This is a genomic window from Bacillus sp. BD48, assembly GCF_046566805.1.
Lineage (GTDB): Bacteria > Bacillota > Bacilli > Bacillales > Bacillaceae > Bacillus > Bacillus safensis.
Genome location: NZ_JANGFM010000002.1, coordinates 613,405 through 628,235, shown reverse-complemented (window position 1 = coordinate 628,235; position 14,831 = coordinate 613,405). Strand labels below are relative to the sequence as shown.

The 14,831-nt window shown below is 42.0% G+C and carries 15 protein-coding genes; 3 read left to right on the top strand and 12 right to left on the bottom strand.

Annotation, left to right across the window (positions count from 1 at the left end; translation table 11 throughout):
• Positions 1-27: 27 nt before the first annotated feature.
• Positions 28-606 carry an LOG family protein gene (locus ACLGGR_RS08125; protein WP_047203876.1) on the bottom strand — a complete coding sequence of 193 codons (579 nt, stop codon included), beginning with the start codon at positions 604-606 and terminating at the stop codon, positions 28-30.
• Between the two features lie 137 nt (positions 607-743).
• On the opposite strand from ACLGGR_RS08125, the gene ACLGGR_RS08120 reads away from it, so the two are divergent.
• The gene (locus ACLGGR_RS08120) at positions 744-1,085 is read left to right on the top strand and encodes a MazG nucleotide pyrophosphohydrolase domain-containing protein (protein WP_034281021.1); all 342 of its coding nucleotides are present in this window, start codon (positions 744-746) and stop codon (positions 1,083-1,085) included.
• A gap of 26 nt (positions 1,086-1,111) precedes the next feature.
• Here the strand turns inward: ACLGGR_RS08120 and ACLGGR_RS08115 are convergent, their stop codons facing one another.
• Positions 1,112-2,734, bottom strand: a complete 1,623-nt coding sequence (locus ACLGGR_RS08115) for a SulP family inorganic anion transporter (protein WP_039181629.1) — start codon at positions 2,732-2,734, stop codon at positions 1,112-1,114.
• Positions 2,735-2,771: 37 nt separating this feature from the next.
• Entirely contained in the window at positions 2,772-3,353 is a 582-nt protein-coding gene (locus ACLGGR_RS08110) for a beta-class carbonic anhydrase (RefSeq protein ID WP_410972854.1), read from the bottom strand.
• A gap of 553 nt (positions 3,354-3,906) precedes the next feature.
• Between ACLGGR_RS08110 and ACLGGR_RS08105 the strand changes: the two genes are divergently transcribed.
• Both ACLGGR_RS08105 and ACLGGR_RS08100 read left to right on the top strand, forming a co-directional pair.
• On the top strand, positions 3,907-4,884 hold the full coding sequence (locus tag ACLGGR_RS08105) for a 2-hydroxyacid dehydrogenase (RefSeq protein WP_410972853.1): 978 nt from the start codon (positions 3,907-3,909) through the stop codon (positions 4,882-4,884).
• 182 nt (positions 4,885-5,066) lie between these two features.
• On the top strand, positions 5,067-5,555 hold the full coding sequence (locus tag ACLGGR_RS08100) for a ribonuclease (protein ID WP_251215952.1): 489 nt from the start codon (positions 5,067-5,069) through the stop codon (positions 5,553-5,555).
• Between the two features lie 50 nt (positions 5,556-5,605).
• On the opposite strand, the gene ACLGGR_RS08095 is transcribed toward ACLGGR_RS08100, so the two are convergent.
• The 9 genes from ACLGGR_RS08095 to ACLGGR_RS08055 all read right to left on the bottom strand — a co-directional run bounded on the left by ACLGGR_RS08095 (position 5,606) and on the right by ACLGGR_RS08055 (position 14,745).
• Entirely contained in the window at positions 5,606-6,349 is a 744-nt protein-coding gene (locus ACLGGR_RS08095; protein ID WP_410972852.1) for an arylamine N-acetyltransferase family protein, read from the bottom strand.
• Positions 6,350-6,388: 39 nt separating this feature from the next.
• Positions 6,389-6,646: an HPr family phosphocarrier protein gene (locus ACLGGR_RS08090; protein WP_142945264.1), complete on the bottom strand. Its 258-nt coding sequence runs from the start codon at positions 6,644-6,646 to the stop codon at positions 6,389-6,391.
• Between the two features lie 26 nt (positions 6,647-6,672).
• A complete protein-coding gene (whiA, locus tag ACLGGR_RS08085; RefSeq protein ID WP_142945265.1) occupies positions 6,673-7,623 on the bottom strand; it encodes a DNA-binding protein WhiA in 951 nt (316 codons plus the stop codon).
• 17 nt (positions 7,624-7,640) lie between these two features.
• Positions 7,641-8,600, bottom strand: coding sequence for a gluconeogenesis factor YvcK family protein (locus ACLGGR_RS08080; RefSeq protein WP_034281026.1), 960 nt, complete (start codon positions 8,598-8,600; stop codon positions 7,641-7,643).
• Entirely contained in the window at positions 8,601-9,488 is an 888-nt protein-coding gene (gene rapZ / locus ACLGGR_RS08075; protein WP_185907621.1) for an RNase adapter RapZ, read from the bottom strand.
• A gap of 39 nt (positions 9,489-9,527) precedes the next feature.
• Positions 9,528-9,992, bottom strand: coding sequence for an 8-oxo-dGTP diphosphatase (locus tag ACLGGR_RS08070; RefSeq protein WP_024423553.1), 465 nt, complete (start codon positions 9,990-9,992; stop codon positions 9,528-9,530).
• A gap of 336 nt (positions 9,993-10,328) precedes the next feature.
• Positions 10,329-11,279, bottom strand: coding sequence for a thioredoxin-disulfide reductase (trxB, locus tag ACLGGR_RS08065; RefSeq protein ID WP_048238006.1), 951 nt, complete (start codon positions 11,277-11,279; stop codon positions 10,329-10,331).
• Between the two features lie 234 nt (positions 11,280-11,513).
• On the bottom strand, positions 11,514-12,920 hold the full coding sequence (locus ACLGGR_RS08060) for a PcsB-like coiled-coil domain-containing protein (protein WP_323648906.1): 1,407 nt from the start codon (positions 12,918-12,920) through the stop codon (positions 11,514-11,516).
• 364 nt (positions 12,921-13,284) lie between these two features.
• A complete protein-coding gene (locus ACLGGR_RS08055) occupies positions 13,285-14,745 on the bottom strand; it encodes a tetratricopeptide repeat protein (protein WP_251215956.1) in 1,461 nt (486 codons plus the stop codon).
• Positions 14,746-14,831: the final 86 nt, after the last annotated feature.

The window sequence follows — 14,831 nt, the reverse complement described above, 5'->3', positions numbered from 1 at the left end:
CAGACGGTTTTTTGTTTTCATCATACTTTAAGACAGCTCCGTCCATTTCTGCTGAAGAGACGGTGTTTGGTAAGAAGCCATCTGCGTGATTAATTCCTCCGGTTCGCTTGAAGCATGTAACAATTGAAGGTGTGATTCATTCGAAAAACCTTCCTGTATACTAAATTTCACCATGTCCATGAGCGGGTTGAAATAGTCATTCACTTGATACAAACCAATCGGCTTTTGATGAATGCCGATTTGTGCCCAGCACAGCACTTCAAATAATTCTTCATATGTACCAAAGCCGCCTGGCATCGCAATAAATCCATCGGCCAGCTCGCTCATTTTCGCTTTTCGTTCATGCATGCCTGTTACCTCAATTAACTCTGTCAGCTCTTGATGCACGACTTCTCCTCTAAAAAGCCCCTTAGGCATGACCCCGATCACTTGCCCGCCATGTCTCATGACCTCATCGGCAATGGCGCCCATTAACCCAATACGCGACCCGCCGTAAACAAGACGAATGCCCTGCTTCGCCATATAAGCACCCAGCTCTACAGCCTTTTGTTTGTAGACATCATTTACACCTGGATTCGAACCAGCAAACACACAAATCGTTTTCATCAAAACAGCTCCATCTCTCTCTATGATTTCTTCACCCACTCATTCTACTATAATGATTTGTAAAGAAACAGCCGTTTCTTCTATATATAGTGTAAAATCAAAAGAGTGAATACCATATAAGGAGCTGTAGATAGAGAATGCAAACAACTGAGATGGAGAAGTGGATCAAAGATTTTTATCAAACGAGAAATTGGACAGAATATGGGCCGTTTATCCGGTTAGGCTTCTTAATGGAAGAAACGGGAGAACTCGCTCGTGCTGTTAGAGCAATAGAAATCGGACGAGACCGGCCTGATGAGCAGAGACAAGAATCATCTGAACTGAAGAAAGAACTCATTGAAGAAATGGGAGATGTCTTAGCAAATCTCCTCATTTTAGCGGATCAATATGATGTCACAGTAGAAGAGGTCTTCAGCGCTCATCAACAGAAACTCAACAAACGCTTTTCTGGAGAAAAAGAGCCAGTAAAAAACACGTGACCAAGCTGTCACGTGTTTTTTACGTCTTAAAGATGCTGTGGTGAAATATCATCCGTTCGTTCAAAGAAATGCTGTTTTCCGATATGATGGAACAGACCCGTTCGATGCAAAAGCTCCTTAGGCTGTGATTGAAGTCCAACAATCATCAGCTTTCCATTATGATGCTTTAATCGATTGGAGATATTCATTAAAACTGCTTCTGCCGATGTATCCATATAATTGACTTTATTCATAAGCAGAATGAGCGTTTTCGGTTTTGTTTGGACATGGTCCAAAATCGAATTTTCCAATGAATCTGTTGTTCCGAAAAAGAGCGGCCCTTCAATGGAATACATACTGATCCCTTTCTCGTCTGTCTGTTTTTCTAAAGCAGCTGCTGTTTCCATTTGAGGAACAGCGACATTGGTATGAATGTTGGTCGTCTGGCTCATTTTTTTGATAAAAGCGATAAACGCTAAAATGAGACCAGCGGTGACGCCAATAATCAAATCACCGATGACCGTGAGCAGAAAGGTCACGACAAGTACAAGTGAATCGGCATTTTTCACTTTCACAATATTGATAAACTCTTTTCTCTCACTCATATTCCAAGCAACAAACATTAAAATTGGTGCCATTGCAGCAAGTGGAATCATCGAAGCATACGGCGCAAATAGCATTAAGATCAGTAAGACGACAACGCCATGCACAACACCAGAAATAGGACTTGCTCCGCCATTTTTTATGTTCGTGGCCGTTCGGGCAATAGCTCCCGTCGCTGGAATTCCTCCGAAAAGCGGTGCCGCCATATTGGCAATTCCTTGCCCAACAAGCTCCTTATTGCTGTCATGCTTAGAGCCTTTCATATTATCAGCGACCATTGCGGACAAAATCGATTCCACGCCGCCTAAAAGCGCAATGACAATTGCTGGAGGCAGGAGGTAGATCATTTTTTCAATCGTCAATTCAGGAAAAGCGAAGGTTGGCAGCTGACGAGGAATTTCACCATATGCAGAGCCAATCGTTTCAACTTGTCCTTGAAAAAAGAGAACCGCTAGAAACGTAGAAGCCAATAGACCTAATAGAGCACCAGGTATTTTGGGAATGTATTTTTGTGCCGCCAAAATCACGATGAGCCCGATGACGGCTGTGATGATGGCGAGACTGTTTGCGGTACCAAGATGGACCACAATTTCTCTCATATTGAGGAAAAAGCTTTCATGTTTTTCAACACCCTTTAATCCGAGGAAGTTGGCAATCTGTCCTGAAAAAATAATGACAGCAATGCCCGCAGTAAAACCGATGATAACCGGACGAGGAATAAATTTCATGAGCTTTCCTAGTTTGAATATTCCGAATAATACAAGCATACAGCCTGCCATAAAACCGGCAATGAGCAAGTTTTCAATACCGTACTGGCTGACAATCCCGAATAAAATGGGAACAAACGCCCCGGTCGGCCCTCCGATCTGATACTTTGAACCACCAAACAATGAAATCAAAATGCCGGCAACGATGACTGTGTATAATCCATATTCTGGTCCAACACCAGATGCAATGGCAAATGCCATGCCTAAAGGAATTGCCACAACGCCCACGACAAGCCCAGCGATTAAATCGCGTCTAAACTTTGATGAATTGTACCCTTCGAATCTTCCATAAAAACGCATGGTATGTGTTGGCCTCCTTCAAGTATGTGTAGATGATTTAGGTATACTGCGCGTCAATCTGTTTGTCTTTCACAACGACATCCAGCTTGCCTGTTGCTGGATGAATCACCAGTCCATGAACAGCCACATCACTTGGCATCAGTGGATGCTCTTTCACCAATTTCACACTTTGGGTCACGCTCTCTTCAACCGAATCAAAGCCTGTCAGCCAGCCCTTTAAATCGACTCCTGAGTTTTTCACAATGCTTAAGCATTTTTCTTCGATTCCGCGTGCTTTCGCCTTTTCAAGTAAAGGGTTTGCCGCAAGACCTGCCATTCCGCATTCATGATGCCCTACAATGCATACTTCCTCTGCCTTTAGCTCATAGATGGCTAGCAGGATACTCCGCATCACACTGCCGAACGGATGTGTCACGATGGCGCCTGCATTCTTAATGATTTTCGCATCCCCGTTGCGCAGCCCCATAGATTGCGGCAATAATTCCAAAAGACGGGTATCCATGCACGTTAAAATGACCAGTTTTTTCTCAGGAAATTTCCCCGCTTTGAAAGGCTCATAATGTCTCTCACTCACAAACTCTGAATTGTGCTGAAGAATCTGTTCTAATTTAGATCCCATTTTATTCATCTCCCATCTTTTATAAGTAACGTAAGCCCGCGCCTGTCCCCCTTTTCTTTCTTGTGTTCTCAAGAATAGAGAAGAAAAATGATAGAAAAAAAAGAAAAAAATGAGAAAACGATGAGAAGAAATATCATCATTTTCTCTATTTTACGCTGCATCCCAACGGATCCGCGGGTTTGTTTTCAATCTATTGTTCTTATAAAACCAAAAGACAATAAAATGGTTTAGTAGAAAATGACCATCCCGTTTAATACATTTCAAATATAATAAATTTTCTACCAAAAAGTCTCGATCTATTTTCCAGTTTGTCAGATAATCTCTCGTAAAATCTTGCAATTTCACATATCTCATCTACCATCAGCTTATTTTTATATAGATAAAAAATGCATCAGATGGCATATGAATATACTTTTTCACTAAGAAAATGTCTTTCTTTACCGTTATTTCAGTATATTAAATATTGAGTGGCTAACATTCAAACGTGTTCTGCCGAAATGGTTGCTTTATAATAAAAAGAGCAAGATGATCATGTGAAAGGAGCGAATCGACTGTGACACCACACATTTTTGTCGCCAAACCCTTACCTGCCTCTTTTGAGGAAATGCTAAAGGAACATTGTACATACGAGGTTTGGCAATCCAAAGACCCTATTCCAAGAGACATTTTGTTTGAGAAGCTGCAGCACGCTGATGGGCTTTTAACGTCTGGAACGAAAATCGATCAAGAGCTGTTAGATCACGCACCAAAACTTAAGGTCGTGAGTAATAACTCTGTTGGCTATGACAATTTCGATATAGAAGCGATGAGACAAAGAGGTGTGATTGGTACGCACACTCCTTATACGCTCGATCATACCGTGGCTGACCTTGCTTTTTCGCTCATTCTCTCCTCTGCGCGAAGAATCGCCGAGCTGGATCGTTTTATCCGTGAAGGAAAATGGACGAAATTCGTACAGGAAGAAGAGATCTTTGGCATCGACGTTCATCATCAAACGCTCGGTATTATTGGCATGGGACGTATTGGAGAACAAGTGGCCAAACGGGCAGCACATGGTTTTGATATGAACGTTCTTTATCACAACCGGAGCCAGAATGAAAAGGCTGAATCGACGTATGGCGCTGTATATTGCGCACTTGATGATCTTTTAAAACAGGCTGATATCATCGTGTTGATTACACCGCTGACCGAGGAAACGTATCATATGATTGGGGAACGGGAATTGAAGTTAATGAAGCAAACGGCTTTATTTGTAAACATTTCCCGCGGGAAAACAGTGGATGAAAAAAGCCTCATTCAAGCACTTCAGGAGGGATGGATCAAAGGCGCTGGTCTTGATGTGTATGAGCAGGAACCTCTTCAAGAGGATCATCCTTTCAAAGAAATGGACAATGTCACCCTTGCGCCGCACATCGGTTCCGCTACTGAAACAACAAGGGATCTCATGCTGAAACGAGCCATTCATAATGTGATTCATGGAATAGATGGGAAGGCGCCTGTTGATGTTGTAAAGGAGCTTGCTTCATCTTGAACAGATAAGACGCAGGGAGCTGAACTGCGTCTTTTTATTTATTTCTTTAGGGTCATCAGGAGAAAAGCCTCATTTTAGCAAAGATCCTGAATCTTTACATTTCCTTCATGTTCGGGTGCTATAATATGAGGTAGACAAGCATCAAGAGGACGGCATCCGATTTCCTTAATAGGAGGATGAAGATGAAAAGATTGAGTTCGGTTTTTACTATGTTCGCTCTGATCGCTGCTATTCTGTTTTCTGGATTTATCCCGCAGCAAGCTCATGCAGAAACACCTTCTACACCAACAGCCACAACTGAAACTGCTTCTATTCAGCTCACGCCAGATGTACGTACCCTTGCCGTCATTAATACCTTTGATGGTGTAGCAGATTATTTAATTCGCTACAAACGACTGCCTGATAACTACATTACGAAATCACAAGCAAGTGCGCTCGGATGGGTGGCATCTAAGGGAAATCTAGCAGAGGTTGCGCCAGGTAAAAGCATTGGTGGAGATATTTTCTCAAACCGGGAAGGACGCCTTCCTTCAGCAAGCGGCCGAACATGGCGTGAGGCCGACATCAACTACGTTTCAGGCTTCCGCAATGCTGACCGTCTTGTGTATTCAAGTGATTGGCTCATTTACAAAACAACAGACCATTATGCGACTTTCACACGTATTCGATAATCAATAAAAAAGACAGCCCCGTTTGATCTAGGGCTGTCTTTTAGTATGGTTTACGGTATAAGCTTTTTCACGTAATCCTCAAAAGGAATCGGAAGTGGTTTTTTCGATATTTCTTCCTGTTCATGTATCGTAACATGATCCTCTGTCACGACAACACGGCCTTTTGGTGTTAGTTTGGAAGCAAGCGGCCTTTTGTTAAAAGGAGAAGCTTCATTTTCATAAATTTCATGCCGCAATTGTGCCAATGTATCTTCACCGACTTCTTTTAATGTGAAAGCATAACCTGTTTCAGCACCAGCGCCCCTGTCCAATTGAAGTAAGTGGGTTCCTTTTTCTGTTTCTTCTGCTTTCACGCGAAAACGAATGGACGGTGCTTCCACCCATTCACCTGTAAAAGGCACAGGCTGAAGGGGTAAGTTCACACCAAATCCCGCATCAATGAGAAAGCGTTCGTTGTGATGCTTCAACATGATAGCTACATGCGTGCCATCAATGGCCCACGTGTCCGCTTCTTTGTTATACACTGTCCCTTGAAGAAGCTGTACAGAAAGCCCTGCCTCTTTTAACACATAGTATAAGAGAGGATTGAGATCGTAACAAAGACCTCCTCTGTTTTCTTCAAGAAGATGCTGCTTCAACCCTTCTTGATTCAAAGTGTAGGATTGTTTGTTCAGAACAGCTCTATTTTCAAACGGAAAGGTATAGGCCATTTTTTTTAATAATACAGGCAAGTCATCAAAGGTGATGGACTGGCCTTCATATCCGATCCTCTGTAAAAAAGCTGATTGAATCATGACATTCCCTCCTTAAAAAAACTGAGCCTTTGAAGAGACTCAGTTTTCTTGATTGATAAAATCCGTTAACGCCTGAATGGCTTCTTGCTCATCCGCACCATCTGCAATCAGTGTGACAGTAACCCCAGAGCTTATCGCAAGACTCATGAGACCCATAATGCTTTTCGCATTGACTTTTTTCCCATCTTTCTCTAGAAAAATATCAGCACCAAAGCGATTGGCTTCTTGTACGAACAAAGCGGCTGGACGTGCCTGCAAGCCTGTTTTCAGCTGGATGGTGACCGTTTTTTCCACCATATGATCTGCCTCCCTTTTTCATTCTCCTATTTGAGTGTAACAGCTTGTCCGTTTCGTAATTGTTCTGCGATTTGATCTAGTTTTCTTAAGCGATGGTTAATCCCTGACTTGCTGATCTTGCCGCTTTCCACCATTTCTCCAAGTTCCTTCAGCGTGACCTCTTGATAGTCGACTCGCAGTTTGGCAATTTCACGAAGCTTATCTGGCAGGGCATCAAGTCCAATTTTTTCATCAATGAATTGAATGTTCTCGACCTGACGCAGTGATGCACCAATCGTTTTATTCAAGTTTGCTGTTTCACAATTGACGAGCCGGTTGACGGAGTTCCTCATATCTCGGACGATTCGCACATCTTCAAAGCGGAGCAGTGAGTTATGAGCGCCCACAACACTTAAGAATTCCGTGATTTTTTCTGCTTCTTTCATGTACGTAATGTACCCTTTTTTGCGCTCAAGTGTTTTACTATTGAGATGAAATTGATTCATCAGCTCACAAAGGGCATCATTATGTTCTTTATATAGTGAAAAAATTTCAAGGTGATAGGAGGACGTTTCTGGGTTATTCACAGAACCGCCTGCTAAAAAAGCACCTCTCATATAGGAGCGCTTGCAGCATCTTTTCTTCACAAGCTCTTCTGAAATATTGCGCTCAAATACAAATTGCTCACCTAATATTTTTAAATCCTCTAAAATGGTTCTCGCTCGTTCTACCAGTCTGACAATATACACGTTATTCTTTTTCAATCTCATTTTTTTACGGACGAGCAGTTCGACTGTCACATCGTATTTCTTCTTGAGCAGCGTATAAATCCGTCTTGCAATGGCTGCGTTCTCTGTCTGTATATCTAAAATCAATTTTCGATTAGAGAAAGATAATGAACCGTTCATACGGATGAGGGCAGAAAGCTCTGCTTTTGTGCAGCAGTCCTTCACGTCCAGATTAGTCAGCTCTTTTTTTGTTTCGGATGCAAATGACATCCTTGCCACCCCCATTCCTATTTTTTCTGATGCAGCAGGTCGACAAGCAGCGAGGCTACTTTCAGCGTGTCGTGACGAATGACATGCTGGTCGTATGTAATAATTTCCCCAGGAATCACTTCTAATCCCATTGCTTTCAGTGCATCTGTGTCGAATTGTACAGGCTGTGCCTGTTCTTCTGCATATTTTGCTTTGATTTCTTCTGGAATTTCTTTATTATTCACAAAAATCGTATCGATAAATGGACGATCCATATGATCATTTAATGCCTGGACATGATCAGCTGCACTGTAGGAAAGCGTTTCCCCCGGCTGCGTCATGACATTGCAAATATATACTTTTTTCGCCTTAGAGCGAATCACTTCTTCTCCTATATGCGGGACAAGCAAGTTTGGTAAAATACTTGTATACAGGCTGCCGGGCCCAATGACAATCAAATCCGCCTCACGAATGACTTGAATGGATTCTGGCAGCGGTTCAATCGTATCGGGTGTGAGGAACACTCGTTTAATTCGCTCACCATAGGTAGGAATTTTCGATTCTCCTGTCACCATTTGCCCATTTTCTAATTCCGCATGAAGAACAACACTTGAATTCGCTGCTGGCAATACTTTTCCTCTCACATTTAAAACCTTGCTCATTTCAGTAACGGCATGAAAAAAATCACCGGTTATATTTGTCATGGCCGCAAGAATGAGGTTGCCGAGAGAGTGGCCTGTTAAGTCATTCCCTTTGTTAAAACGGTGCTGAAATAAATCTTCTACAAGCGGTTCAACATCAGAGAGAGCCGCAAGAACGTTTCGAATATCTCCTGGAGGAGGAATATTCAAATCATGCCGCAGTCTGCCTGAGCTGCCTCCGTCGTCAGCAACCGTGACAATAGCGGTAATGTCCACTGGCTTCGTTTTTAGCCCTCTGAGCAAAACAGATAAGCCGGTCCCGCCGCCAAGAATGACCACCTTTGGTAGTGTCGTCATCTATTTTCTGCTTCTCTTTTCAATGTCCCGGTGAGTGACATGTGTATAGTAATCGTTTTTAAAATACTCCGATAAGTGGTTGGCCAGCGTCACAGATCGATGCTGTCCGCCTGTACAGCCGATGGCGATCACAAGCTGGCTTTTTCCTTCTCGTTTATAGGACGGAAGCATAAAGCTGAGGAGATCGATTAATTTCTCCATGAATTTTTGTGTTTCACTCCATTTCATCACATAGGAGCGCACTTCTTCATCATTTCCAGTCTGTGGACGCATGCTCTCAATATAGTAAGGATTCGGCAGGAACCTCACGTCAAAGACAAGATCAGCATCAATCGGAAGGCCGTATTTAAAGCCAAAGGACATCACATTTACTGTAAACACCTGTCCTTGATTGGTGGCAAAATGCGTGACAATTTTTTCTCGCAGCTGTTTTGGTTTTAAATCCGATGTATCAAAAATCATTTGAGACCGGCCTTTTAACTCCTCTAACAGCTCGCGCTCCATTGCAATACCTTCGAGCGGCAAACCTGTTGTCGCAAGGGGATGCGAACGTCTCGTTTCTTTGTATCTTGAGACAAGCACCTTATCATTTGCATCTAAAAATAGAATTCTTGGCGTGATCCAGTCAAGTTCACTCATTTCATCTAAGGCGGCAATTAAGCTGTCAAAAAATTCGCGTCCGCGCAAATCCATCACAAGAGCAACCTTGCTCATCTTGGAATTCGATTCCTTCATGAGCTCTAGGAATTTCGGTAAAAGTGATGGCGGCAGGTTATCAACGCAAAAGTAGCCTAAGTCTTCAAAGCTTTGAATGGCGACGGTTTTTCCCGCACCTGACATTCCTGTAATAATCACAAGCTGAATATCTTCTTGTTTGTGTGTATTCATGCCTGCTCCCTCTCCTTCTTTATGAAAACGGTTCATGTATTATTCTCCCTGAGGATCTAACCGATAAGCAATCAGTTCAAAATCGGGTGTATACGTAAAAGTGCCGTGCAGAAGTCCTTTTCCTTTGAGCATGAAATCAAGGATATGGGAATCTCCTGGAGCCATCGGCAAATGAGGCACATCCTTTACGTCATGCCATTTTAAAATGCCTTCCTCTGACTCTGTTACGTTTTTCCCGGTAAATGAATCTGCCATAAAGGTGAACATCATCCACTCTTGAACGATTTGATCGCCTTCTTTTATGATAAAGGTAAAAACACCTTTTAGCTGCGGATTTAAAATATAAATACCTGTTTCTTCTCTATATTCTCGAACGACTGAATCCTTAACCGATTCTCCGCTTTCCATTTTGCCGCCCGGTGCTACCCACCAGCCCCGTCTTGGCTTTTGCAGCAAGAGAACTTGATCTTCGTGATGCAGCACACAATTGGTTACTCGTTGCATCAGCTGTCACCTACTCTTTTATGTCTTTAACTTATTATACAGGTTCAACCTGACTCCCACAATGAACATGCCCGTTCTTCCCTGAAAACAGACCGGTTTTCGTTTCTCTACTCTTTATTTTACAGCATCTAACGGTTCTCCATGCGTCATTTGTGAACATCTCGTGAATTTCTGATTTTAGGCAAAAAAAAGGACACGGATTCACATCCGTGCCAAACATGTATTCCTTATAAAAGGGGGTCAATTACTAGTTTTATCATAACGGAAAATTATTTCACCCGTGTTACATTCCAGTTAAAAGCCCATGACGCTATATTAAGTATTTACGACAGCCTTTTATTTCGTTGCTTTGAGTTTTTCAGCAAGCTCTTCTACATAATGCTGTGCGCTTTGTGCTGCAATACTTCCGTCACCTGTTGCTGTCACAATTTGACGAAGTGTTTTTTCACGAATGTCACCAGCAGCGAAAATTCCTTCCACTCTCGTTTCCATTCTTTCGTTTGTTTCGATGTAGCCTTCTTTATTTGTAATACCGAGATTTTCAAATGGTTTAGACAGTGGCAGCATTCCGATATAGATGAAGGCGCCGTCTGTTTTAAACTCTTCTTCTTCACCAGTTACCGTATCAATCAATGTCACACTGCCGACTTTCCCATTTTCTTCATTGATCTGTTTCACAGTTTTGTTCCACATGAAGTCAATTTTTTCATTATCAAAGGCACGCGCTTGTAAAATGCTTTGTGCACGAAGTTTATCGCGTCTATGAATAATCGTTACTTTAGAAGCGAAGCGTGTGAGATACACACCCTCTTCTACCGCAGAATCTCCGCCGCCAATGACGACAAGCTCTTTGTTTTTAAAGAATGCCCCGTCACATACTGCACAATATGATACGCCGCGGCCGCCAAGTTCTTTTTCACCTGGTGCACCGATTTTTTTGTATTCAGCCCCTGCCGCAATAATGACAGAGCGTCCTTTGTATTCTTTTGAGCCGGCTTTGACGATTTTGTATTCTTCACCGTTCACGATTTCTTTGATATCGCCATATGCATACTCTGCACCGAATTTCTTCGCATGCTCAAACATTTTATTTGAAAGTTCCGGCCCTAAAATGCTTTCAAAGCCAGGATAGTTCTCGACATCTTCCGTATTCGCCATTTGTCCGCCTGGAATTCCTCTTTCAATCATTAACGTTGAAAGATTTCCCCGTGATGTATAAACAGCGGCTGTCATTCCGGCAGGACCCGCTCCAATGATGATCGTATCGTAGATTTTTTCTTCTGACACAACTGTCACTCCCTCTTCAATTGCTGCTCGCATTTCTTATTAGAATGCCCTTGGGTGATGCTTCCATTCATGACAGAGAGCATCATTTCCACTCTTAGCTTTTATTCCTTACCCATATCCTATTAAATCTGCGGGGAATAAGCGAATCATTTGCTCATATCTTCAAAAAAAGAAAAAGCTTCCTTAAACTGCTGTTTAAGGAAGCCTGTTTACGGTTATATAAAAAGTAATGATTTATTCAACGACTCTTCTTACAACGCCTTTGAATGCTTTTTTCCAGTATACGTTGTTCATTGAGTCAACTGAAACACCGCGAGAGCTGTTATCGTTCAAGAATGAACCGTTTCCTAAGTAAATACCAACGTGTCCATTTACTTTATACGTATCAAAGAACACAAGGTCTCCGCGTTTCATGTCAGATGCACTTACAGCTCTTCCTTTACCTACAAGCGTATCTGTTGTTGTACCGCCAACTGGTCCAAGGTTGATGCCTGCTGCTGCGAATGCCCAGCGAACGAATGAAGAACAGTCAAAACGACGTGCGTCAATATCGGCTTGTGATCTGCCGCCGCCCCATTTATATGGAGATTGTCCAACAATAGTAGAACCTGTGCTGATTGCACCTTCAATTCCGCCTACGTTACTGCTCACAGGTGATCCACCGCCAGAAGATGGCTTCTTGCTTGGTGAACTGCTGTTGTTATTGTTGTCATTAGATGATCCACTGTTACTTGAAGATGGGCTGCTATCGTTACTTGAAGACGGGCTGCTATCGTTATTTGAGCTGTTGTCTTCCGCTTGGACACTAGCTTGACGCTGCTGCTGTTGTCTTTGTGCTTTTTCTTCTTTTGCTTTTTGAGCTGCTTCTCTTGCTTCTTTTTCAGCTTGTTTTTGTGCAGCTACTGTTGCGTCTTTTTCAGATGCAATGCTGTTAGCCTCACTGTTTAACTCGCTGATTTCAGAAAAAGCACTTCCTTTTTGCTTTTTCACTTGCTTGAATAGCTTGTCTTTTTCATCAAGCTGTTTATTCAAGTCTGATTGAAGCGTTTCAAGCTTTGCAAGTGTGTTTTGCACATTTTCAAGCTTTGTGTTTAATTCGTTTTCAGACTTTTGAAGCTCTGCTTTGTCTTTTTCCTGCTCTTTAATGATTTCACTGTCTGCATTGATCAGTGTAGATACTGCACCTGCACGGCTGATGAAATCGCTAAAGCTTTTTGCTCCTAGTAATACATCTATGTATTTCGTAGAACCGCCGCTCTCTTGAATCGCACGTACACGCTTTTTCAAGAACTCGTTTCTTTCTTCAATTCGTTTTTCTGTATCAGCAATTTCTTTTTTCAGTGCTTTGATTTCTTTTTTTGTTTTTTCATTTTCTTTTTGTTTTTCTTCGATTTGATCACTTGTTTTTAAAGCTTTCTCATCAATATCTTTAAGCTTTTGTGCAAGTGCCTCTTGTTTTGCTTCAAGCTTTGAAAGCTCTTCTTTTTTCTTTTGAAGGTTCTTGTTTACCTCAGATTGCTTGCTGTCTAGTTCTTGTTTCTTTTGTTCAAAGTTCTGTGCGTTTGCTTCATGCGTAAATGGAATAAATAAACCGCTCGCTCCGATTACCGAAGCTAAACCGAAAGTAATAAACTTTTTCACGAATAGTTCCTCCTTTGACAATTTCCCAAGCGACATTAAAAAGCAGCAAATTCTCTGCGACCAATCTGTGCTCTCTATGTCTTTCTTCCTGATTGTTCAGTCAGATGTTGACCAGATTGTTTCTATCACTAGGTGTTTCATTATGTATAGTAAAATATTTAAATATCTATCTTTGTTTTAATCCACGATTTTCATTATACATGAGACATCGACAAAATGAGCTAATATTTTTATTACATTTATGTTTCAAAAACATGTCGTGATTGTCATACTTCGCCAATTCCTTGCAAATCCCACCTTTTTATCCAAGAAAAAAGCATGACCTTTTCGGCCATGCTGGGATGTTCTGAATCTATATACCTATTTAATCGATTAATGTACAGATCTCTCGTTCGTATTTTGACAGTGTTTGAACACTGATCTGAAAAGCGGACGCAACGTCTTTTTTGCTGACAGCTGATTCTTCTTGTTCATTCATCCATAAATAATAAGATGCTGCTGCCCAGGCAGGCGCATTTTTCTTATCAATACCAGAAGCACGTGCCTGCTGAATAATATGGAATAACCAAAAATAAGGCATATGGCTGTCAGGCTGAACCGCTTCCTCCAAACTGGATGCCGCCTGTTTTGCAAAAACGGCATCTTCTGAAAAAGACTTTTCTTTCATTTCATCTTCATACAAAAGCAGTTCTATAAATTGCTGTTCAAAGGTCGTTTTCGCTGCGCGTGCATCAAGGACAGACTGCAGAACGTCACGTTCCCCTTTTTGTTTACTGACATAGTACGCAGTCAGCCGTTCCTCAATCGATACCATTGGCTCAGTCACCTCAGGTTTATCCTGCCACGGCTTGATTTCATCTGCGTCGATATCTTCTTCGACCATCTTATCCCAAACCGTTTGGGCGAGCGTTTTGTGGCCTGTATGATAGGCTGCGCTTGCAAGCCAGTATAAAAATGTACTATCTCCCTGAAAACCTGTTTTGTACAAAGAATAAAGCCATTTAAAGGCCCATTCAAATTCTCCAACAAGGGCAAATGTTGCGCCAAGCTTATAACGCTGTTCACTTAGTATTGGATACACGTGCGTTAATTGCTTCGCTAACATGTTGACCTTCTCTTCTTCTTTCTCATAATGGTAGAAGACAAGCTGATTGCAAAGGGCATGCAGATTACCGGGATTTTCAAGAAGGACCCGGTTCAACATTTCTTTCGCCTGATGGATTCGGCCAGAATAAAAATAGGCCAAAGCAAGATTATTATACGCTGACCAAAATTCTGGATACTCAACAATCATCTGTTCCAGCATCTCAATGGCTTCATCGAGTCTGCCGCTTTCTAGCAAATGGTTTGCTTGATCCTGCTTCACAATCAGGTCATCCTGATCATAAGGAAAATCTTCGTCCTCTTCGTCGCTCATATCGAGCAGGTCAAGGAGGTCGTCATTTTCATCCGCAAATTCCCCGTTCTCTTCCAGTGCGGCATAAGCAGTAGCTGATTTATATGCCTCTTGAAACAGTCCGAGATTGGCATAATTATTGGCTTTAAAATAGTGGCACTCAGACATGTTTTCATCGATGTGTTCAAGGATGAAATCAAGCAGTTCGTTTGATTGCTGGTAATGACCCATTTCAGTATAAATAATGGCAAGCTGTGACAGCATTTCTACATTTTCAGGCTCAAGTACGATGGCCCGCTGTATCAGCTTACTTGCCCTAGACAGATTTCTATCTCTATATGCTTTAAGACCTTTATGAAAAAAGTAATGCCCATCTTGAAATAGCTGGACGACTTGTGTGTGATTATTTTGAGAAGTGTATTTACTCACCGATACCCTCCATTTCGAACAGTGTACCGTGTGTAGTATAACATACTTCACTAGTCGTCACATAGAACAAAAGGAAAGGAAGGATT